Genomic DNA, 19,580 nt, shown 5'->3' with positions numbered 1-19,580 from the left:
CCCACTTTGCCGCGGATGTGACTAACCGCTTACTCACTGTCATCACGTCGTTTTATGGCGTGATGACAGGGAGTGATGGATAAAAAACCAGTTCTGATCGCCATCTCGGGCTATAACCTGCGGGCGCATCTGGTATAGTTAGGCCCGCATTTTATCCCCATCTGGCTCGCAGGAATTTCAAGATGTCCAAATTTGCCCGTTCAGTTCTTCTGGCCTCACTGATCAGCGTAACCGCCCAGGCCAATACGCCGGTGCCGACACCGACCCCGAATGCCATGCCCATGGTGGTTCCCGCCGCGCCGGAGATCTCCGCCAAGGCCCATATTCTGATCGACTACTACTCAGGTCAGGTGCTGGCCGAGCAGAACGCCGAAGAACGTCTGCCGCCCGCCAGTCTGACCAAGATGATGACCTCCTACATCATCGGCCAGGAGCTGCTGAAGGGGAACATCAAGCGCACCGACATGGTGACCATCAGCCAGAACGCCTGGTCCAAGAACTACTCTGACTCCTCCAAGATGTTTATCGAGGTGGGCAAGCAGGTCTCCGTCGATGATCTCAACAAGGGCATCATCATCCAGTCCGGCAACGATGCCTGCGTCGCCATGGCCGAATTCCTGGCGGGCAGCACCGACTCCTTCGCCAGCCTGATGAACAGCTGGGCCGCCAAGCTCGGCATGAATGACAGCCACTTCATGAACCCGCACGGTCTGGATGCGGAAGGTCACTACAGTACCGCTCACGACATGGCCCGTCTGGGTCAGGCGCTGATCCGCGACCTGCCGGAGGAGTACAAGATCTACTCCCAGAAATCCTTCGTGTTCAACGGCATCACCCAGCACAACCGCAACCGCCTGCTGTGGGATCAATCCCTGCAGGTGGATGGCATCAAGACCGGCCACGTCAGCCAGGTCGGCTATAACCTGGTCTCCTCTGCCACCAACAACGAAGGCATGCGCCTGATCGCCGTGGTACTGGGCGCCAGCAGTGAAGCCTCCCGCGCCGCCGAGAGCAAAAAACTGCTCACCTATGGCTTCCGCTTCTTCCAGAGCCTGACCCCGTACAAGGCAGGCACCGAGCTGGTCACCCAGAAGGTCTGGATGGGCGACAAACCGGAAGTGAAACTGGGCGTCGACAAAGATGTCTCCGTGCTGGTCACCCGCGGCCAGGGCAACAACCTGAAGGCTGACTTCCAGCTCGACAGCGAGCTGAAAGCGCCGCTGGCCAAGGGTCAGCGCGTCGGTACCGTGTTCCTGAAGCAGGGCGATAAAGAGATCAAGCAGGTGCCGCTGGTCGCCCTGGAAGAGGTGCAGGAAGGTGGCTTGATGAGCCGTCTGTGGGACTACCTGGTACTGCTGGTCACCAGCTGGTTCAAGTAATCCAACGCACAATCCTCACCAAACAGCGGCGCCAACAGGCGCCGCTGCTGTCTGTGACGGATAAAGGCAGTGAATAACCCTGTAAACTGCAGGTTCCGCCTCACCCTGATTTGTGGTAAAAAGCAGCACTTCCATCCTTGTCTGACCGATCCTGGCCTTGATCCCGGTCCGGGCAGCGCCCATATAGTTATGAGCCGTGCCCATATAGACTTGAAATGGCGGCCTCCACGGGCCATCGGCCACTAGCCATCCAAGATGAAGTCATCCCGGTGATGACGCAAAAGGTGAGTAAATGAATACCAAGTTTGATGAACTGCTGGAGTTTCCCTGCAAATTCCCGTTCAAGGTACTCGGCGTTGCCGACCCGGCACTGCCGGAAATGGTGGTTGAAGTGCTGCAGCAGCACGCCCCCGGCACCTACAGCCCGACAGTCCAGCCCAGCTCCAAGGGCAACTACCACTCGGTCCGCGTGACCGTGACAGCCCAGAGCAAAGAGCACATCGAAGCGATGTACCACGCCCTTGGCAAGATCGAGCTGGTGAAATACGTACTGTAATTTCTCTCTCGCCCCGTTCTGCGGGGCGACTGTTTTTGGCCGCAGCACGCCGCGAGGACGCCATGTCATCCCAGATCCCCGCCCAGTCCAGCCTGATTGTCAGGCAGCTGGGTCGCCGCCCCTACCAGCCGGTATGGGACGCCATGAAAGCCTTCACCGACAACCGCACCAGCGACACCCCGGACGAGTTCTGGGTGGTCGAGCACGATCCCGTCTACACCCAGGGCCAGGCCGGCAAGGCCGAACACCTGCTCAATCCGGGCAATATCCCGGTGGTGCAGAGCGATCGCGGCGGTCAGGTGACCTATCACGGCCCGGGCCAGCTGGTGCTCTACGTACTGGTGGATGTCCGCCGCTGCAAATTCTCGGTGCGCGAGCTGGTGACCGCGCTGGAGACAGCCATCATCAATACCCTCGCCAAAAGCGATATCCAGGCCTATGCCAAGGCCGATGCCCCCGGGGTCTATGTGAAAAATGACCTTGGCATGGAGGCAAAACTGGCCTCGCTGGGTCTGCGCATCCGCAAGGGGTGCTCGTTCCACGGGCTGGCCCTCAACATCAACATGGACATGACCCCCTTCCTGCACATCAATCCGTGCGGCTATGCGGGCATGGCCATGACCCAGACCAGCGCCCTGGGCGGCCCGCAAAGCGTGGCCGAGGCGCAATCCATTCTGGTGGCCGAGCTGGCCCGCCTGATTGGCTATCAAACAATAACAAACACCGAGAGTGAATCATGAGCAAACCCGTTCGTATGGAGCCGGGCGTCAAGCTGCGCGATGGCGACAAGATGGCCCTGATCCCGGTGAAATTCATGCCGGATCCCAACGAAGAACTCCTTCGCAAGCCGGACTGGATGCGGATCAAGCTGCCCCCCTCCAGCCAGAAGATCGAACACATCAAGAGCACCTTGCGCAAGAACAAGCTGCACTCGGTGTGTGAAGAGGCCTCCTGCCCCAACCTGGCGGAGTGCTTCAACCACGGCACCGCCACCTTCATGATCATGGGCGCCATCTGCACCCGTCGCTGCCCCTTCTGCGACGTGGCCCACGGCCGCCCGCTGGCACTCGATCCGGAAGAGCCGAAGAAGCTGGCGCTGACCATCAAGGAGATGAACCTCAAGTATGTGGTGATCACCTCGGTGGACCGCGACGATCTGCGCGACGGCGGTGCCCAGCACTTCGCCGACTGCATTCGCGAGATCCGCGAGCACAGCCCGCAGACCCGCATCGAGATCCTGACCCCGGACTTCCGTGGCCGGATGGAGCAGGCGCTGGAGGTGTTCCGCGAAACCCCGCCGGACGTCTTCAACCACAACCTGGAAACCGCGCCGCGCATGTATCGCGTCGCCCGCCCGGGTGCCGACTACAAGTGGTCGCTGGAGCTGCTGCGCCGCATCAAGGAGATGCACCCTCACGTGCCGACCAAATCCGGTCTGATGATGGGCCTTGGCGAGACCAACGAAGAGATCGTCGAGGTGCTCAAGGATCTGCGCGCCCACGGCGTCAACATGCTGACCCTGGGTCAGTATCTGCAGCCGAGCCGCCACCACCTGCCGGTCAAGCGCTACGTGCCGCCAGCAGAGTTTGACGAGCTGAAAGATGTCGCCATGGAGCTGGGCTTTACCCACGCCGCCTGTGGTCCTTTCGTTCGCTCCTCCTACCATGCTGATCTGCAAGCCAAGGGCGAAGAGGTCAAATGATCTCGCACGACAGAGTGGCCAAGTAACTGCCACCCTCGCAATGAAAAAGAGCGCCTATTGGCGCTCTTTTTGTTGGTGTCACTGACCGTTGCTGCTTGATGTACTCATCAGCCGTGGTCGAAGATCCCCTGCTGATGCCAGCGTTGCAACTGGGCCAGCACCCGGGTCTCCCGCGCCGTCCACTGGGGACAGGGTCCCGCCAGCTGGGTCTTGTTGGTTTGCAGCGCTTCGTCGAGGGCAAACCAGCCGGGCACGAAGCCAAGGCGGATCTCGTAGGGCTGTGGCTGCGGGGCCACCAGCTGATCGCCAATCCGGCACAAGTAGTAGAGCGAGCGGATGCAGTAGGCATCGAACCCCGGCTCGCGGGCGGCGCGATATTCACGGGTCTCGCCAAGCAGGCCCCCCACTTCCCGCAGCTCGGCACCGCACTCCTCCAGCAGCTCGCGAGCGAGCGCCACATGGTGGCTCTCCCCCGCTTCAATGCCGCCCCCGGGGAACATAAGATCGCCGTTGACCCGGGAGTGAACGAGCAGCAGCTCGTCGCCACGGGGCACCACGGCACGCACCGTGAGGCGCTCCAGGGTGCGGCCATCGGTACGTACCTCGCCATGAACGAAAGAGAGATCGAACGGATTGGGCCAGCAGCTGGCCGGAGAGAGCGTCGTCATCACTGTATCAGGGCCGGTAGTTGCCATGCTTTAGCTGCTCGACAATTTCGGCCGCCCGCACATCGTAGCCATCCTGCTCTGTCTTGCTCAGGGTGTGGTAGATGCCAAAACGCTTGGCTGAGACCTCAGGGCTATCCTGAAACGACTCGCTCACCTTGCCCCACAGATAGGCTAGCCCGTACTGTTTCTGGCCCATATAGAGGGTGCTGAGGGAGGTGAATATGCGGCTGTTCACCTTATCCCCCTCCTGATAGAGGGAGAGCCCGTGCTGCAGAGTGGCAATGGCCTTTTCGGGGTCGCTCTTGGCGTAGATACCGCCGAGCGCCAGTTGCAGCTCGGGTTCATCCAGCGCCTTGGTGCCTTCCAGCGCCATAAACTGCTGACGAGCCAGCTCGTTGGTGTTGTTGGTCCAGTGCCAGAGCAACAGATAGGGATCTTGCGAATTGCGGGTCGCCGCATCGAGCTGAGCCAACTGATCCCCGGCCGCCAGCATACCCTCGACCCGTGGACTCTTCTGCTCGCGGGCATTCTTGTATTCAATGCTGGTGGAACGCTCGGCACATTTGAGATAGCGCTCAAGGTTACGCATCAGCTCGTACTTGCGCCTATCCGTCCCCTCCTCCTTGAGATAGAAGCGACTGCGGATCACATCGGTACGCTCGTAGCGACACCAGCCATCGTCCACCAGATCCTGGCAGAGCTCGGGATGATTGCCACAGATGTTGTGGATCCGGTCGTCATTGCAGCCAGCCACGGCAAGGCCGACTGAAAGCATGATGAAGGTCTGTCGCAGGGGGAAATTGGCCATGGTTCACATCTTGTTGGTAACGCGGATTGGTAACAACTGGCGCCTTTACGGGCCACCTCCGGCTAGCAAACCGGTTACATATCCATTACAATGCGCGCGCCATATAAGGCCGCGATTGCAGAATAATATAACGAAATATACACCCCTACACTGATCTGCATTCGACGAATTTTCTATTTACACCAACAACGTGAAATAAAGGATCTGGTCAATGACCCACGAGCACTACTTGCAAGCGTGGCAGGAGAGCCAGGAGCTCGCCGAAGCCATGCAACCCTTGATTGGTCGCCTCTACCGACAACAAGGGGTCGAGATCACCCTCTACGGCCGCCCACTGCAAAACGCCTCCACCATCGATATCCTCAAGGCCCACCGGGTCGTCCGCCGCCACCAGGGCGCTCCCCTCCCCATCCAGCAAAGCTTCCCCCTGCTTCAGGCCATCGTTGCCCTCAAACCCACCGCTGCCGAGGTAGACCTTGGCAAGCTGGCAGTCGGCTACTGGCAGGATCATCAGGATGAGGCGGGGATCGAGGACTATCTGCAAGCGCGACTGGCACCGGCCCTTGGCCGCAACCAGATGCCGCAGCCGACCGACGTGGTGCTCTACGGCTTTGGCCGTATCGGCCGCCTGCTGGCCCGCCTGCTGATCGAGCGTACCGGCGCCGCCAATCCGCTGCGCCTGCGCGCCATCGTGGTACGCGGTGGTCGCGACGGGGATCTGGAAAAACGCGCCAGCCTGCTGCGCCGCGACTCGGTACACGGTCCCTTCAATGGCTCCATCGAGGTGGATGTGGAGCGCAGCGCCATCATCGCCAACGGCACCTTCATTCAGGTGATCTACGCCAATAGCCCGGCTGACATCGACTACACAGCTTACGGCATTCACGATGCGCTGATCGTCGACAACACCGGCGTCTGGCGCGATGAGGCTGGCCTCTCCGAGCACCTGAAAGCGCGCGGTGCTGGCAAGGTGCTGCTGACCGCCCCCGGCAAGGGGGAGATGAAGAACGTGGTGTTCGGGGTCAACCATGAGGTGATAGGCCCGGATGACAAGATCATCTCCGCCGCCTCCTGCACCACCAACGCCATCACCCCGGTGCTCAAGGTGATGCAGGAGCAGTACGGCATCCGCCACGGCCACGTGGAGACGGTCCACTCCTACACCAACGATCAGAACCTCATCGACAACTATCACAAGGGGGAGCGGCGCGGTCGCAGCGCGGCCCTCAATATGGTGATGACCAGCACCGGCGCCGCCAAGGCGGTGACCAAGGCGCTGCCGGAACTCAAGGGCAAGCTGACCGGCAACGCCATCCGGGTGCCCACACCCAATGTCTCGCTGGCCATCATCAACCTGTCGCTGGAGCAGGCCACCGATCGGGAGAGCCTCAACGCCTATCTGCAGCAGATTGCGCTAAGCTCGGAGCTCCATCGCCAGATCGACTTCAGCGCCAGCACCGAACTGGTCTCCTCCGACATGGTGGGTTCCCGCTATGCGGGCATCGTCGACTCCCAGGCGACCATCGCCGAGGGGGATCACTGTGTGCTCTACGTATGGTATGACAACGAGTTCGGGTACAGTTGTCAGGTAGTGCGGGTGATGGAGCAGATGGCTGGCGTAGTCCGCCAGGATCTGCCTGCATAGACCGATAGAGTCTACCTGCATGACCCGTCATATCCCGCAGTTTATGGCTCAATAGTTCAAGGAGAGGCCGGATGTCGTTTCAACAGGGTGAGTTTTTGCAAGCAATCAGGCAGATGCCCGCAGAGGTGTACGAGCGGCTCAAGACCGCAGTCGAGCTGGGCAAGTGGCCCGATGGCAAGCCCCTGACCGACGAGCAGAAGGCCACCTCCCTGCAAGCCGTGATGGCCTGGCAGGCGATGCATCTCGACAACCCGGAGCATATGAACATCGGCCGTGACGGCGAGATTGTGATGAAGAGCAAGAGCGAGCTCAAGCGTCAGTATCGCGATGAGGAAGAGATAGTGCGGGTCGACCTCAACCACTGAGCCTGACCCGGCAGGCCGCTCGTGGCGGCCACAACAGAGAGGGGAGCCATGATGGCTCCCCTCTTTTTTCCTATCGATGCCGGGTGACTCATCCCCCTCATCCCCAACCCTTCTCCCGCCAGGGGGAGAAGGGAGCAGGCTCGCACCTGCGAACAGTGAACGGGCCACCTGCCAACGCTCTTCATGGCAAGCCTTGCGGCCAACCGCACCTCGAGCTATCCCCTCTACCGCCGGGAGAGGGTTAGGGTGAGGGCCGCATCGCTTAGGGAGTCAGCTCCCCGCGCAGGGACTGCTGCATCAGCTCGCGAATGCGGTGGGATGGCAAGTCTTGGCTCAGCAGGAAGTGCAGCTTGGTGAGTGCAGCTTCAGCGGTCATGTCAAAGCCCGAGATCACCCCAGCCCGCGACAGGGCGTTGCCGGTGGCATAGCCCCCCATATTGACCTTGCCGTGCAGGCACTGGCTCAGGTTGACGATGATGACGCCGCGGGCCGAAGCCTCGGAGAGCAGCGCCAGCATGGCCGGGTTTTGCGGCGCATTGCCGACCCCGAATGACAGCAGGATCAGCGCCTTCACCGGCTGTTGCAGGATGTTGGCGATCACCTCGCTGGAGATCCCCGGATAGAGGGTCACCACGCCGATGGGCTGGGGGGTGATGTCGTGCAGCACCAGCGGCCGCGCGGAGGGCACGCCCAGCTCGCCCGCCTCCAGCGAGATGGCGATCCCGGCATTGAGCAGCGGCGGATAGTTGGGGGAGTCGAAGGCGTGGAAGCCGTCTGCATGCACCTTCTTGCTGCGGTTGCCGCGATAGAGCTGGTTGTTGAAGAACAGCGTCACCTCGTGGATCGGGTAGTTGGCCGCGATATAGAGGGCGTTGAGCAGATTCTGCTGACCGTCGGAGCGCAACTCGGCCAACGGGATCTGGGAGCCGGTGATGATGACCGGCTTGTGCAGATCTTCCAGCATGAAGGAGAGCGCCGAGGCGGTGAACGACATGGTGTCGGTGCCATGCAGGATCACGAAGCCATCGTATTTCTCGTAGTTGTCTCGAATGTCCTCGGCGATGCGCTGCCAATCCGCCGGGGTCATATCGGAGGAGTCGATGAGAGGGGCATATTCGTGGATATGGTAATCCGGCATCTCGGGGCGGTGGAACTCGGGCATCCGCGCCAGACAGTCTTCCATAAAGCCCGCCATCGGCACGTAGCCGTGATCGGAACGCTGCATCCCAATGGTGCCGCCTGTGTAGGCAATGTAGATAGACTTCTTCACACCCTCTCCTCTTGATGAAGTGAACACCGCCGGAACATGAACCATGTCGGGGTGAACCACAATGTCAACGCCCGCCAGCGCCTCTGCGTGCAGCGGAAACCGGCGAATTATAGAGACTGGCGCCCCAAATGACAGCCGTTCCATGCACCCTTTTCGGCTTTTCTGCCCTCTACCTACATAGTGCTAAATGTCACAATAAACCACTAAAACGAGCATTAATACGACAAAGATGGAATTAAACGATGCTTTTTGCTACAATCCGCCGGATTTTACTAAAATCTCATCTGGATGCCTGAGCATTTCAGGCCCGCACAAGCCCCATCTTTATGCTGGGGCGGGGAGATGTTTCCCCTTCTTTGTTGGCGCATGAGCCACACTGTTTTCATCCCGGCTGAATCTGTAAGTCTTTTGCTATGAAAGACACAGCCAATCAACATGGGAGTACTGAATGTTACAACTTGATTCCTACGCAACGCTGGTCGCTGCCACTCTGGTATTGCTGCTTGGCCGGGTGTTGGTTACCCGAGTCGGGCTGCTGCGTACCTTCAACATCCCCAAACCGGTAGCCGGCGGCCTGGTGGTCGCGCTGGTACTGCTGCTGCTGCGCTCCACCCTGCAGATGGAGCTGCAATTTGATACCAGCCTGCAAACCCCGCTGATGCTGGCCTTCTTCGCCTCCATCGGTCTCTCCGCCGATCTCGCCAGCCTGAAACGCGGCGGCAAGGCGGTGGTTACCTTCCTGATGGTGGTCACCGGCCTGCTGCTGGTGCAGAACAGTCTGGGTGTCGGTCTGGCGACCCTGCTCGGTCTGGATCCCCATATGGGGCTGCTGGCCGGCTCCATCACTCTCTCCGGCGGCCACGGCACCGGGGCGGCCTGGAGTGCCACCTTCTCCGAGAAGTACGGCGTGCAATCCGCCGCTGAGCTCGCCATCGCCTGTGCCACCTTCGGTCTGGTGCTGGGCGGCCTGATCGGCGGCCCGGTGGCTCGCTATCTGGTGAAGAAAGTGCAGGTACCCGGTGAGGAGCACAATCAGGATGAGGCCCCCCAGGGCTTCGAAATGCCCGATATGGAGCGCCCCCTCACCACTTTCAGCGTCATCGAGACGCTGGCGCTGATCGCCATCAGCCTCAAGGGTGGCGAGCTGCTCTCCGCCTCGCTCAAAGGGGGCGCCTTCGAGCTGCCGATCTTCGTCTGCGTGCTGTTTGTCGGCGTGCTGCTGCGCAACGTCCTGACCCTGCTGAACTGGCATGAAGTGAGCGATCGCGAGGTCTCCCTGCTGGGCAACGTCAGCCTGTCGCTGTTCCTCGCCATGGCACTGATGAGCCTGAAACTGTGGGATCTGGCCAGCCTGGCGCTGCCCATCTTCATCCTGCTGGCCGCCCAGACCGTGGCGATGGCGCTCTACGCCATCTTCGTCACCTTCCGGGTGATGGGCAAAAATTACGATGCGGCCGTGCTGGCGGCAGGTCACTGCGGCTTTGGCCTGGGGGCCACCCCGACAGCCATCGCCAACATGCAGGCCATTACCCAGCGCTTCGGTCCCTCCCATCTGGCGTTTCTGGTGGTGCCCATGGTGGGCGCCTTCTTTATCGACATCATCAACGCCATGGTGATCAAGCTGTTTATGGCGATGCCATTCCTGTAATTCCCTTTCCGTCAGACGTATATGATCAGAGCCCACCTTTCGGTGGGCTCTTTGTTTGTTCTCTACTCGCCAGCTAACGCAGGCAGAGCCGGGGCTCGTATCCGGTACCAGGGTGACCCGCGAGCAACTCAGAAAACCCGAAATCCCCACATCCCGCACTCCCCCGAACAACAAAAAGCCCCGAGCTCGACAGAGGACGGGGCTTGATTATGTCAGCCGGAACAGGCCGGGACGTGCACCTTACAGGATAAAGGTCGACACCTGCTGGTTAAGGTCAGCTGCACGCCCTTTGAGGCTGTGGGCCTGATCCAGATCGCGCATGGCGGCGGCGGTGATCTCGTCACTCACATCCTTGATGGCGGTGGTGTTCTGGGTGATCTCGCCGGTCACCTGGGTCTGCTCCTCGGCGGCAGTGGCGATCTGACCCGCCATGTCGGAGATGAGGGAGATGGCGCTGGTGATCTCTTCCAGCGCTCGCACCGCCTGATCCGCATCCTGCACGCTGTTGTCCGCCAGCCCCTGGCTGGTCTGCATCAGGCTTACCGCACGAGCGGTGGTCTGTTGCAGGGTCTCGATGGTGGACTGGATCTGCTGGGTGGAGTCCTGAGTACGGCGCGACAGCACCCGCACCTCGTCAGCCACCACCGCAAAACCACGACCCTGCTCACCGGCACGGGCCGCTTCAATGGCCGCGTTCAACGCCAGCAGGTTGGTCTGCTCGGCAATCCCCTGAATGGTGGAGAGGATGCTGGTGATGGCCTGCGCGTGGCGACTCAGCTCGCCGATCACCTCGGTCGCCTGCCCCACCTCTTCGGCCAGACCATTGATGGACTGGCGGGTCTTGTTGACCAGCATCTTGCCCTGCTCACTGCTCTGGGCAGATTGCTGGGCAGCGGCGGCGGTGTTCTCGGCGTTGCCGGCGATCTCCATGGTGGCGCTCGCCATCTCGGTGACCGCAGTGGCGACCATGGTCACCTCCTGCTGCTGACGCTGCAGCTCGTCCACCGCGGCCTGGTTGGTCACCAGACTGCGCTCGGCATCGGCGTTCAGCTCGTTGGCCAGCTGGCGGATATTACCGATCAGCTGGTGCTGGCTGCCGACGAAGCGGTTGAAGCTGTTCGCCAGCTGACCCACTTCATCGTTGGCATCGATCTTGATGCGCTGGGTCAGATCGCCGTTACCATCGGCAATGCGTGCCAGTGCCTGGGAGACCTTGCTGAGCGGGCCCAGCAGCATGCTGACCAGCCAGGAGATAGCGAGGATACTGCCCACCAGCACCAGCAGCGCCATGCCCAGCTGGGTCATCAGCAGGGAGGAGAGCGGCGCTTCCAGCGCGGCCTTGTCCAGCACCAACACGAGTTCCCAGTCGGTGTCGGGGATATCGACCGCCCACAGCAGCTTGTCACGTCCTTCGTTGTCGAAGTAGGCCGCCACCAGACCGTTGCTGGCCTTGCTCTGCTCGATCAGCGCATTGGTCAGATCGTTGTCGATCTCGGTGGCCGGTTTCATCGCCTTGGCGGCATCCTTGTAGGCGATGATGGTGCCGTCTTTGTGCATCATGATGGCAAAACCATCGGCCGGCAGCTTCATCTTGGTGACGTCCTCCACCAGCGAGGCGATGGAGAGGTCACCACCGACTACCCCGCCAGAAACCGGCTGGGCCAGGGTCACCACCATGATGTTGTAAGCCACGTCGAGATAGGGCTTGGTGACAATCAGGCCGCCCTTGCCCATTGCTTCCTGATACCAGCCACGGGAGCGCGGGTCGTAGCCATCGCGGTTGATGGAGGGATCGGAGTCATTCATCTTGCCGCTGCTCTCACCGAAATAGGTGAGCTGGAAACGGCCGGAAACTTGTGCCTGTTGCAAGGCATTGAGGGGGTCGACACCGGCCTTGTTGCCAAGCGCCTGAATGACGTCGCGACGGGCGGCGAGCCAGTCGCTGACACGCTCGGCCTGCTGGGTGCCCAACCGCTGCAACTGCTCCTGGCTGCCTTGCAGCAACAGACTCTTCTGGCTGCTATAGCTCTGCCAGGAGAGCAACGAGATCACCAGCGAAAGGGCGATCACCACTGACAACAGTATCTTCTGCTTGAGTGACAGGTTTTTCATCATGTGTTCTTCTTATTGAGGTGAGGAGCGGGTTTTTCCCTGAATTGCACAACACTACACGTAGTCATTAGCGACCCGAATGGCCAAAACTGAACCTGAAAATGGGTCGGCGGGCGATATTTTCTACCGAGGTGGAGAAAAGTGCACCAGAAATTGACGGCATGAGCCGCACAAGCCAAGGCAACCCTGTTTATTCCTTCCACAATTGGCTAGAATATCCCGTTTTTAAATCACATCGACCCTGAGAGTTTTCACGATGTTCGAAGTTAATCCCGTATTAAATAAACTTAAGGAGCTGTCTGAGCGGACCGAGCTTCTTAGGGGGTACCTTTGACTATGACGCCAAGAAAGAGCGTCTAGAAGAGGTCAACGCCGAGCTGGAACAGCCGGACGTATGGAATGAACCCGAGCGCGCACAGGCGCTGGGCAAAGAGCGCGTCGCGCTGGAAAACGTGGTCGGCACCATCGACACCCTGACCCAGGGCGTGGATGACGTCGAGATGCTGGTGAGCCTGGCCGTGGAAGGAGAAGACGAAGAGACCTTCAACGAAGCTATCGCCGAATCCGAGCAACTGGAAGCCAAGCTGGTGGACCTCGAGTTCCGCCGCATGTTCTCCGGCCAGCACGACGGCTCCGACTGCTATATCGATATTCAATCCGGCTCCGGTGGTACCGAAGCGCAGGATTGGGCCAACATGGTGCTGCGCATGTACCTGCGCTGGGGCGATGCCCACGGCTACAAGCCCGAGCTGATTGAATGCTCCGAAGGCGACGTGGCTGGTATCAAATCCGCCACCATCAAGTTCACCGGCGAATATGCATTCGGCTGGCTGCGTACCGAAACCGGCGTACACCGTCTGGTTCGCAAGTCTCCGTTCGATTCTGGTGGCCGCCGTCACACCTCCTTCTGTTCTGTGTTCGTCTACCCCGAGATCGACGACGATATCGATATCGAGATCAACCCGGCGGATCTGCGGATCGACGTCTACCGTGCCTCCGGTGCCGGTGGTCAGCACGTTAACCGAACCGAATCCGCGGTACGTATTACCCACGTTCCGACCGGTGTCGTGGTACAGTGCCAAAACGACCGTTCCCAGCACAAAAACAAAGACCAGTGTATGAAGCAGCTGAAAGCCAAGCTCTACGAGCTGGAAATTCAGAAGCAGAACGCTGAGAAACAAGCCCTGGAAGAGACCAAGTCTGATATCGGTTGGGGCAGCCAGATCCGTTCCTATGTGCTGGATGACTCCCGTATCAAGGATCTGCGCACCGGCGTCGAAACCCGTAATACCCAATCGGTGCTCGACGGTGACTTGGACAAGTTTATCGAAGCCAGCCTGAAATCAGGTCTGTAAACAAGCAGGAATCACCATGTCTGAACAAACCATCACTCCGGAAGTCGACCAAACTCTCGAACTCAACAACGAGATGACCGAGCGTCGTTCCAAGCTGGCCGCCCTGCGCGCCCAGGGTAATCCTTTCCCCAACGACTTCCGTCGCGACAGCCTCTCTGGCGATCTGCACGCAGAGTTCGACGACAAAAGCGCCGAGGAGCTGACGAGCCTGGGTAAACGGGTGAAGATTGCCGGTCGCATCATGACCCGCCGGATCATGGGCAAGGCTTCTTTCGCCACCCTGCAGGACATGGCCGGCAAGATCCAGGTCTACGTCACCCGTGACGACCTGCCGGAAGGTTTCTACAACGAGCAGTTCAAGAAGTGGGATCTGGGCGACATCGTGGGTGTCGAAGGTACCCTGTTCAAGACCCAGACCGGTGAGCTCTCCGTTCACGTTTCCGATATCCGCCTGCTGACCAAGGCACTGCGTCCGCTGCCCGAGAAGCACAAGGGCCTGACCGACCAGGAAGCTCGCTGCCGCCAGCGCTACCTGGATCTGATCGCCAACGAAGAGTCCCGCAAGACCTTCATGATCCGCACCCAGGTGGTTGCCGGTATCCGCAAGTTCTTCAACGAAAAGCGCTTCATGGAAGTGGAAACCCCGATGATGCAAGTCATCCCTGGTGGTGCCTCCGCGCGTCCGTTCGTCACTCACCACAATGCGCTGGACATCGACATGTACCTGCGTATCGCTCCGGAGCTCTATCTGAAGCGTCTGGTGGTCGGTGGTTTCGAGCGTGTCTACGAGATCAACCGCAACTTCCGTAACGAAGGTATCTCGGTTCGTCACAACCCCGAGTTCACCATGATCGAGTTCTACATGGCCTACGCCGACTACATCGATCTGATGGACCTGACCGAAGAGCTGCTGCGCACCCTGGCGCAAGACATTCTGGGCAACACCAAGATCCGTTACGCCAAAGAGGGCGAAGAGGGCCTGACCATCGATTTCGGTCAGCCGTTCCAGCGCCTCACCATGGTCGAGTCCATCCTGAAGTTCAACCCGGACGTAACTCTGGACGATCTGGCTACCCTGGAGAGCGCCAAGGCCGTTGCCAAGCGTCTGCACATCGAGCTGATGAAGGGATGGGAGCTGGGCCACGTGATCACCGCGATCTTCGAAGAGACCGTGGAGCACATGCTGCTGCAACCGACCTTCATCACCGAGTACCCGGCTGCCGTTTCTCCGCTGGCTCGCCGCAACGACGTGAACCCGGACGTAACCGACCGCTTCGAATTCTTCATCGGTGGCCGCGAGCTGGCCAACGGCTTCTCCGAGCTGAACGATGCAGAAGATCAGGCCAAGCGCTTCCAGGATCAGGTTGATCAGAAAGAAGCTGGCGACGACGAAGCCATGTTCTACGACGCAGACTTCGTCACCGCACTGGAACACGGCCTGCCGCCGACGGCCGGTCAGGGTATCGGTATCGACCGTCTGGTCATGCTGTTCACCAACAGCCACACCATCCGTGACGTCATTCTGTTCCCGGCCCTGCGTCCGCAGAAGTAAGGCCCACAGAAGTCAGCTACATCCCTTGGGTCAATCCCGAGCGTGATAGCCAATAAAAACGCCCCGCGACTGCGGGGCGTTTTTCTATCTCCTTTACCACCAAATCACTTTATAAATTCAATAATGGAATAAAGAAGATATTTTTATTCTTTGTTGTTAGACAACACGCCCTTTAATCTGGCCAAAAATCAGACCATGGAAGACGCGTGTGATGCAATTGAAGGATTCCCCATTCAACCTCTCCCCTCTCTCTGACGAGCAGCAACGTCAGCTGGGTCAGGTACTCTCGACCCTCAATACCCAGCAACTGGCCTGGGTGAGCGGATATCTCTACGGCCTCTCCCAGGCGGGCGTCCAGCCCGTTGCGACCGCCGGCGCAGAAGTCGCGGCGCCCAGCGGCAGCCTGACCATTCTCTACGGCTCCCAGACCGGCAACGCCAAAGGTGTAGCCAGTGCCATCAAAGCGCAGGCCGAGGCCCGCGGTCTACCGGTCACCCTCGCATCGATGGCCGACTACAAACCCAAGCAGCTCAAGAAAGAGAGCCACCTGCTGGTGGTAGTGAGCACTTACGGGGAGGGTGAACCGCCGGAGAGCGCCGTCGACCTGTTCGAGCAGCTTAAAAAAGGCAAGATCGGCAAGCTGGACGGCCTCAAGTTCGCGGTGCTGGGGCTGGGTGACAGCTCCTACGAATTTTTCTGCCAAACCGGCAAAGATTTTGACAACTTCCTCGCCAGCGCTGGAGCCGAGCGCATTTATGAGCTCGCCAGCCTCGATGTGGATTATCAGGATGCCGCCAAGAGCTGGAGCGAACAGGCACTCAACGCCATTGCCACGACCCTCTCTACCGGTGTGGCCAGCAGCAGCGTAGCCAACGCGGTGCAGCAGGCGGTTGGCCACAGCCAATACAGCAAGGAGAACCCCTTCCCTGCCCACCTGTCGGTCAATCAGAAGATCACCGGCCGGGATTCCACCAAGGATATCCGCCATATCGAGATCAATCTGGCCGACTCCGGCCTCACCTATCAACCGGGTGATGCCCTCGGGGTCTGGTTCGACAACGACGCCGACCTGGTGGGGGAAGTGCTGGCCCTGACCGGCCTCTCTGGCGATGAAGCCACGACTCACGGCACCTTGCACGCCGCACTGACCGGTCACTTCGAACTGACCCGGCTGCACGGCGGCTTTATCACAGGACTCGCTGATATATCGGACAACGCGGCGCTGAAAGACTTGGCCGGTGACAAGGCCCAGGTCAATGCACTGGTCGCCTCTGCCCAAGTGGTGGATGTGCTGAAACGCTTCCCGACCGCGCTCACGGCCGAGCAGCTGGTTGGCCTGCTGCGACCCCTCACCCCGCGCCTCTACTCAATCGCCTCCGCACAGAGCGAAGTCGAAGAGGAGGTGCACCTGACCGTCGGCGTGGTGCGCTACCCGCAGGAAGATGGCACAGTGCGCTCTGGCGCCGCCTCCTCCTATCTGGCGGATCGGCTGATTGAGGATGGCGAGGTACGGGTATTCGTCGAGCACAACGACAACTTCCGCCTGCCGCAAAACCCCGACACCCCCGTCATCATGGTGGGCCCGGGCACCGGCATCGCCCCGTTCCGCGCCTTTATGCAGGAGCGGGAAGCCCAAGGTGCCGAGGGCAAGAACTGGCTCTTCTTCGGCAACCCCCACTTTACCCAGGATTTCCTCTATCAGGTGGAGTGGCAGCGTTATGTGAAATCTGGGCTGCTGTCGAAGATCTCCCTGGCCTTCAGCCGGGATCAGGCCAACAAGATCTATGTGCAGGACCGTCTGCGCGAGGCAGGGCTTGAGCTCTACCAGTGGCTGGAAGCAGGCGCTCACTTCTATGTGTGTGGCGACGCCAACAAGATGGCCAAGGATGTACAGGAGGCCCTGCTGGATGTAATTGCCGAACACGGTCACAAGAGCCGTGAGGAAGCAGAAGAGTATTTGAGCGAATTGCGTCGTGCCAAACGTTATCAAAGGGATGTCTATTGATGAGCAAACAACCTCTTTCTCACCCAAAAGCGGGACCGGTCGAAGGGCCGCTGGCCGACAACGAGCGCCTCAAGCGCGAGAGCAACTTTCTGCGCGGCACCATAGAGCAAGATCTGCAGGATCCGCTCACCGGCGGCTTCAACGGCGACAACTTCCAGCTGATCCGCTTTCACGGCATGTACCAGCAGGATGACCGCGACATCCGCCCGGAGCGCGCCGCCCAGAAGCTGGAGCCGCTGCACAACGTCATGCTGCGTGCCCGCCTGCCGGGTGGGATCATCACCCCGGCCCAGTGGCAGATCATCGACAAGTTCGCCGAAGAGCACAGCCTCTACGGCAGCATCCGCCTGACTACCCGTCAAACCTTCCAGTTCCACGGGGTATTGAAGCGCGACATCAAGCTGATGCACCAGACCCTCAACAGCACCGGCATCGATTCCATCGCCACCGCTGGCGATGTGAACCGCAACGTGCTCTGCACCAGCAACCCGGTGGAGTCCGAACTGCATCAGGAGGCCTACGAGTGGGCCAAGAAGATATCCGAACACCTGCTACCCAAGACCCGCGCCTACGTGGAGATCTGGCTGGACGGTGAAAAACTGGGGCAGGATGAGGAGCCGATATTGGGGTCCAACTACCTGCCGCGCAAATTCAAGACCACTGTGGTGATCCCGCCCCACAACGACGTGGATATCCACGCCAACGATCTCAACTTCGTGGCTATTGCCGAAGGTGGCAAGCTGGTGGGCTTCAACGTGCTGGTGGGCGGTGGCCTCGCCATGACCCACGGCGACACCACCACCTATCCGCGCAAGGCGAGCGACTTTGGCTTTATTCCGCTCTCCCACGTGCTGGAGGTGGCGGCCGCCGTCGTCAGCACCCAGCGCGACTGGGGCAACCGGGTCAACCGCAAGAACGCCAAGACCAAGTACACCCTCGAGCGCGTCGGCGTCGAAGCCTTCAAGGCCGAGGTGGAGAACCGCGCCGGCATCCAGTTCGGGCCGGTTCGCCCCTATGAGTTCACCAGCCGTGGCGATCGCTTCGGTTGGGTCGAGGGGATCGACGGCAAGCACCACCTCACCCTGTTTATTGAGAATGGCCGCCTGCTGGACTTCCCGGGCAAGCCGCTCAAAACCGGCATGCTGGAGATCGCCAAGGTGCATCAGGGGGATTTTCGCCTGACCGCCAACCAGAACCTGATCATCGCAGGGGTGCCTGCCAGCGAGAAGGCCCGCATCGAAGGGCTGGCGCGCCAATACGGCCTGCTGGACGATGGCGTCAGCGAGCAACGCAAGCAGTCGATGGCCTGCGTAGCCCTGCCCACCTGCCCGCTGGCGATGGCCGAGGCTGAGCGCATGCTGCCCGCCTTTGTCACCGACATCGAAGGGCTGCTGGCCAAGCACGGCCTGGCGGATGACGCCATCATCTTCCGGGTCACCGGTTGCCCCAACGGCTGCGGCCGCGCCATGCTGGCAGAAGTGGGTCTGGTGGGCAAGGCGCCCGGCCGCTACAACCTCCATCTGGGGGGCAACCTGGAGGGGACCCGCATTCCGCGCCTCTATCAGGAGAACATCACCGAGCCGCAGATCCTGGCCGAGCTGGATCGACTGATCGGCCGCTGGGCTGCCGAACGCACTGCGGCGGAGTGCTTCGGTGACTTCGTGATCCGGGTTGGGGTAATTGCCCCCGTTATCGATTCTGCGAGGGACTTCTATGCTGCTTAATCTGCCGCTTAATGTCACTGAAGATGGCCGCCTTGACCTGCAGGCACTGCTGGCCCTCGGCCGTGAGGAGCAAGTCGAGGCACTCGCGCCCCTCAACCGGGAGCTGGATACCATGAGTGCCCCCGAGCGGGTGCGCTGGGCCCTGGCAAATCTGCCGGGGGAGCATGTGCTCTCATCCAGCTTCGGCATTCAGGCGGCGCTGATGCTCCATCTGGTAAGCCGCGAGCGGGCCGACGTGCCGGTAGTGCTGACCGATACCGGTTATCTGTTCCCGGAGACCTACCGCTTTATCGACGAGCTGACCGAGCGCCTCGCGCTCAACTTGAAGATCTACCGGGCCGAGCTCAGCCCTGCCTGGCAGGAGGCTCGATTTGGTCTCTTGTGGGAGCAGGGGGTGGAGGGGATCACCCGCTACAACCAGCTCAACAAGGTGGAGCCGATGGACCGCGCCCTGCGGGAGCTGGGGGCGCAGACCTGGTTCTCCGGCCTGCGCCGGGAGCAGTCCGGCAGCCGTGGCAAGCTGCCGGTGCTGGGCATCCAGCGCGGCCGCTTCAAGTTCCTGCCGGTGATCGACTGGAGCAATAAGGACGTCTTCTACTACTTCAAGGAGTTCGACCTCCCCTACCACCCGCTGTGGGAGCAGGGTTACCTGTCGGTGGGCGATATCCACACCACCGCCAAGTGGGAGCCGGGCATGAGCGAGGAGCAGACCCGCTTCTTCGGCCTCAAGCGCGAGTGCGGTTTGCACGAGGAGAACGGCGAGAACGACGGCTCAGGCATCTGAGCCAAGC

Annotated in this window: 16 protein-coding genes; 12 read left to right on the top strand and 4 right to left on the bottom strand. The window is 60.4% G+C overall.

All coding sequences use genetic code 11. The features are described from left to right. Window positions 1-182: 182 nt before the first annotated feature. From ACTG2G_RS16505 to lipA, 4 genes are all read left to right on the top strand, one after another. Complete coding sequence (locus ACTG2G_RS16505) at window positions 183-1,379, top strand: serine hydrolase (RefSeq protein WP_368157843.1); 1,197 nt, start codon at window positions 183-185, stop codon at window positions 1,377-1,379. A 292-nt stretch (window positions 1,380-1,671) separates the two neighbouring features. Further along, window positions 1,672-1,935, top strand: coding sequence for a DUF493 family protein YbeD (ybeD, locus tag ACTG2G_RS16500; RefSeq protein WP_005335178.1), 264 nt, complete (start codon window positions 1,672-1,674; stop codon window positions 1,933-1,935). A 62-nt stretch (window positions 1,936-1,997) separates the two neighbouring features. Beyond that, window positions 1,998-2,675 carry a lipoyl(octanoyl) transferase LipB gene (lipB, locus tag ACTG2G_RS16495; protein WP_040066806.1) on the top strand — a complete coding sequence of 226 codons (678 nt, stop codon included), beginning with the start codon at window positions 1,998-2,000 and terminating at the stop codon, window positions 2,673-2,675. Then, window positions 2,672-3,637: a lipoyl synthase gene (lipA, locus tag ACTG2G_RS16490; protein ID WP_005335190.1), complete on the top strand. Its 966-nt coding sequence runs from the start codon at window positions 2,672-2,674 to the stop codon at window positions 3,635-3,637. Before lipB ends, lipA begins: the two co-directional genes overlap by 4 nt. A 107-nt stretch (window positions 3,638-3,744) precedes the next feature. Here lipA and ACTG2G_RS16485 read toward each other — a convergent pair whose 3' ends face one another. Further along, a complete protein-coding gene (locus ACTG2G_RS16485) occupies window positions 3,745-4,305 on the bottom strand; it encodes an NUDIX domain-containing protein (RefSeq protein ID WP_043822183.1) in 561 nt (186 codons plus the stop codon). A gap of 7 nt (window positions 4,306-4,312) precedes the next feature. Further along, a complete protein-coding gene (locus tag ACTG2G_RS16480; RefSeq protein ID WP_005335192.1) occupies window positions 4,313-5,113 on the bottom strand; it encodes a DUF2989 domain-containing protein in 801 nt (266 codons plus the stop codon). A gap of 211 nt (window positions 5,114-5,324) precedes the next feature. Between ACTG2G_RS16480 and ACTG2G_RS16475 the strand changes: the two genes are divergently transcribed. After that, window positions 5,325-6,758 (top strand): glyceraldehyde-3-phosphate dehydrogenase, encoded by a 1,434-nt coding sequence (locus ACTG2G_RS16475; RefSeq protein ID WP_227342059.1) that lies wholly within the window; start codon window positions 5,325-5,327, stop codon window positions 6,756-6,758. 71 nt (window positions 6,759-6,829) lie between these two features. Then, window positions 6,830-7,123, top strand: a complete 294-nt coding sequence (locus tag ACTG2G_RS16470) for a YeaC family protein (RefSeq protein WP_011707127.1) — start codon at window positions 6,830-6,832, stop codon at window positions 7,121-7,123. Window positions 7,124-7,385: 262 nt separating this feature from the next. Here the strand turns inward: ACTG2G_RS16470 and ansA are convergent, their stop codons facing one another. Then, complete coding sequence (gene ansA, locus ACTG2G_RS16465) at window positions 7,386-8,393, bottom strand: asparaginase (RefSeq protein WP_042054747.1); 1,008 nt, start codon at window positions 8,391-8,393, stop codon at window positions 7,386-7,388. A 448-nt stretch (window positions 8,394-8,841) separates the two neighbouring features. On the opposite strand from ansA, the gene gltS reads away from it, so the two are divergent. Next, entirely contained in the window at window positions 8,842-10,041 is a 1,200-nt protein-coding gene (gltS, locus tag ACTG2G_RS16460; protein ID WP_005348115.1) for a sodium/glutamate symporter, read from the top strand. 240 nt (window positions 10,042-10,281) lie between these two features. On the opposite strand, the gene ACTG2G_RS16455 is transcribed toward gltS, so the two are convergent. Further along, the gene (locus ACTG2G_RS16455; protein ID WP_421386213.1) at window positions 10,282-12,153 is read right to left on the bottom strand and encodes a methyl-accepting chemotaxis protein; all 1,872 of its coding nucleotides are present in this window, start codon (window positions 12,151-12,153) and stop codon (window positions 10,282-10,284) included. Window positions 12,154-12,409: 256 nt separating this feature from the next. On the opposite strand from ACTG2G_RS16455, the gene prfB reads away from it, so the two are divergent. The 5 genes from prfB (at window position 12,410) to ACTG2G_RS16430 (ending at window position 19,573) form a co-directional block, all read left to right on the top strand. Continuing rightward, a protein-coding gene (prfB, locus tag ACTG2G_RS16450) for a peptide chain release factor 2 (protein WP_100645262.1) occupies window positions 12,410-13,508 on the top strand; the annotation gives its coding sequence in 2 pieces (ribosomal slippage) (window positions 12,410-12,484 and window positions 12,486-13,508; 1,098 coding nt in all). A 16-nt stretch (window positions 13,509-13,524) separates the two neighbouring features. After that, window positions 13,525-15,060, top strand: a complete 1,536-nt coding sequence (gene lysS, locus ACTG2G_RS16445) for a lysine--tRNA ligase (protein ID WP_421205090.1) — start codon at window positions 13,525-13,527, stop codon at window positions 15,058-15,060. Window positions 15,061-15,271: 211 nt separating this feature from the next. Continuing rightward, entirely contained in the window at window positions 15,272-17,065 is a 1,794-nt protein-coding gene (locus tag ACTG2G_RS16440; RefSeq protein WP_421386162.1) for an assimilatory sulfite reductase (NADPH) flavoprotein subunit, read from the top strand. Beyond that, complete coding sequence (cysI, locus tag ACTG2G_RS16435) at window positions 17,065-18,789, top strand: assimilatory sulfite reductase (NADPH) hemoprotein subunit (protein WP_257687046.1); 1,725 nt, start codon at window positions 17,065-17,067, stop codon at window positions 18,787-18,789. Before ACTG2G_RS16440 ends, cysI begins: the two co-directional genes overlap by 1 nt. Continuing rightward, window positions 18,779-19,573: a phosphoadenylyl-sulfate reductase gene (locus ACTG2G_RS16430; RefSeq protein WP_439985637.1), complete on the top strand. Its 795-nt coding sequence runs from the start codon at window positions 18,779-18,781 to the stop codon at window positions 19,571-19,573. The genes cysI and ACTG2G_RS16430 overlap by 11 nt, the downstream gene beginning before the upstream one ends. Window positions 19,574-19,580: the final 7 nt, after the last annotated feature.

The sequence above is a fragment of the Aeromonas sp. 55A genome, from assembly GCF_051919665.1.
GTDB lineage: Bacteria > Pseudomonadota > Gammaproteobacteria > Enterobacterales > Aeromonadaceae > Aeromonas > Aeromonas veronii.
Note: the sequence above shows the minus strand (reverse complement) of the source record. Positions and strands in the feature narration are given on the sequence as shown.

What these genes read in the sequence shown, in the direction of transcription:
- gltS (WP_005348115.1), top strand. Translation starts at nt 8,842, where the DNA reads ATGTTACAACTTGATTCCTACGCAACGCTGGTCGCTGCCACTCTGGTA.
- ybeD (WP_005335178.1), top strand. Translation starts at nt 1,672, where the DNA reads ATGAATACCAAGTTTGATGAACTGCTGGAGTTTCCCTGCAAATTCCCG.
- lipA (WP_005335190.1), top strand. Translation starts at nt 2,672, where the DNA reads ATGAGCAAACCCGTTCGTATGGAGCCGGGCGTCAAGCTGCGCGATGGC.
- ACTG2G_RS16440 (WP_421386162.1), top strand. Translation starts at nt 15,272, where the DNA reads ATGCAATTGAAGGATTCCCCATTCAACCTCTCCCCTCTCTCTGACGAG.
- ACTG2G_RS16485 (WP_043822183.1), bottom strand. Translation starts at nt 4,305, where the DNA reads ATGACGACGCTCTCTCCGGCCAGCTGCTGGCCCAATCCGTTCGATCTC.
- ACTG2G_RS16480 (WP_005335192.1), bottom strand. Translation starts at nt 5,113, where the DNA reads ATGGCCAATTTCCCCCTGCGACAGACCTTCATCATGCTTTCAGTCGGC.
- cysI (WP_257687046.1), top strand. Translation starts at nt 17,065, where the DNA reads ATGAGCAAACAACCTCTTTCTCACCCAAAAGCGGGACCGGTCGAAGGG.
- ACTG2G_RS16475 (WP_227342059.1), top strand. Translation starts at nt 5,325, where the DNA reads ATGACCCACGAGCACTACTTGCAAGCGTGGCAGGAGAGCCAGGAGCTC.
- ACTG2G_RS16505 (WP_368157843.1), top strand. Translation starts at nt 183, where the DNA reads ATGTCCAAATTTGCCCGTTCAGTTCTTCTGGCCTCACTGATCAGCGTA.
- lysS (WP_421205090.1), top strand. Translation starts at nt 13,525, where the DNA reads ATGTCTGAACAAACCATCACTCCGGAAGTCGACCAAACTCTCGAACTC.
- ACTG2G_RS16455 (WP_421386213.1), bottom strand. Translation starts at nt 12,153, where the DNA reads ATGAAAAACCTGTCACTCAAGCAGAAGATACTGTTGTCAGTGGTGATC.
- ACTG2G_RS16470 (WP_011707127.1), top strand. Translation starts at nt 6,830, where the DNA reads ATGTCGTTTCAACAGGGTGAGTTTTTGCAAGCAATCAGGCAGATGCCC.
- lipB (WP_040066806.1), top strand. Translation starts at nt 1,998, where the DNA reads ATGTCATCCCAGATCCCCGCCCAGTCCAGCCTGATTGTCAGGCAGCTG.
- ACTG2G_RS16430 (WP_439985637.1), top strand. Translation starts at nt 18,779, where the DNA reads ATGCTGCTTAATCTGCCGCTTAATGTCACTGAAGATGGCCGCCTTGAC.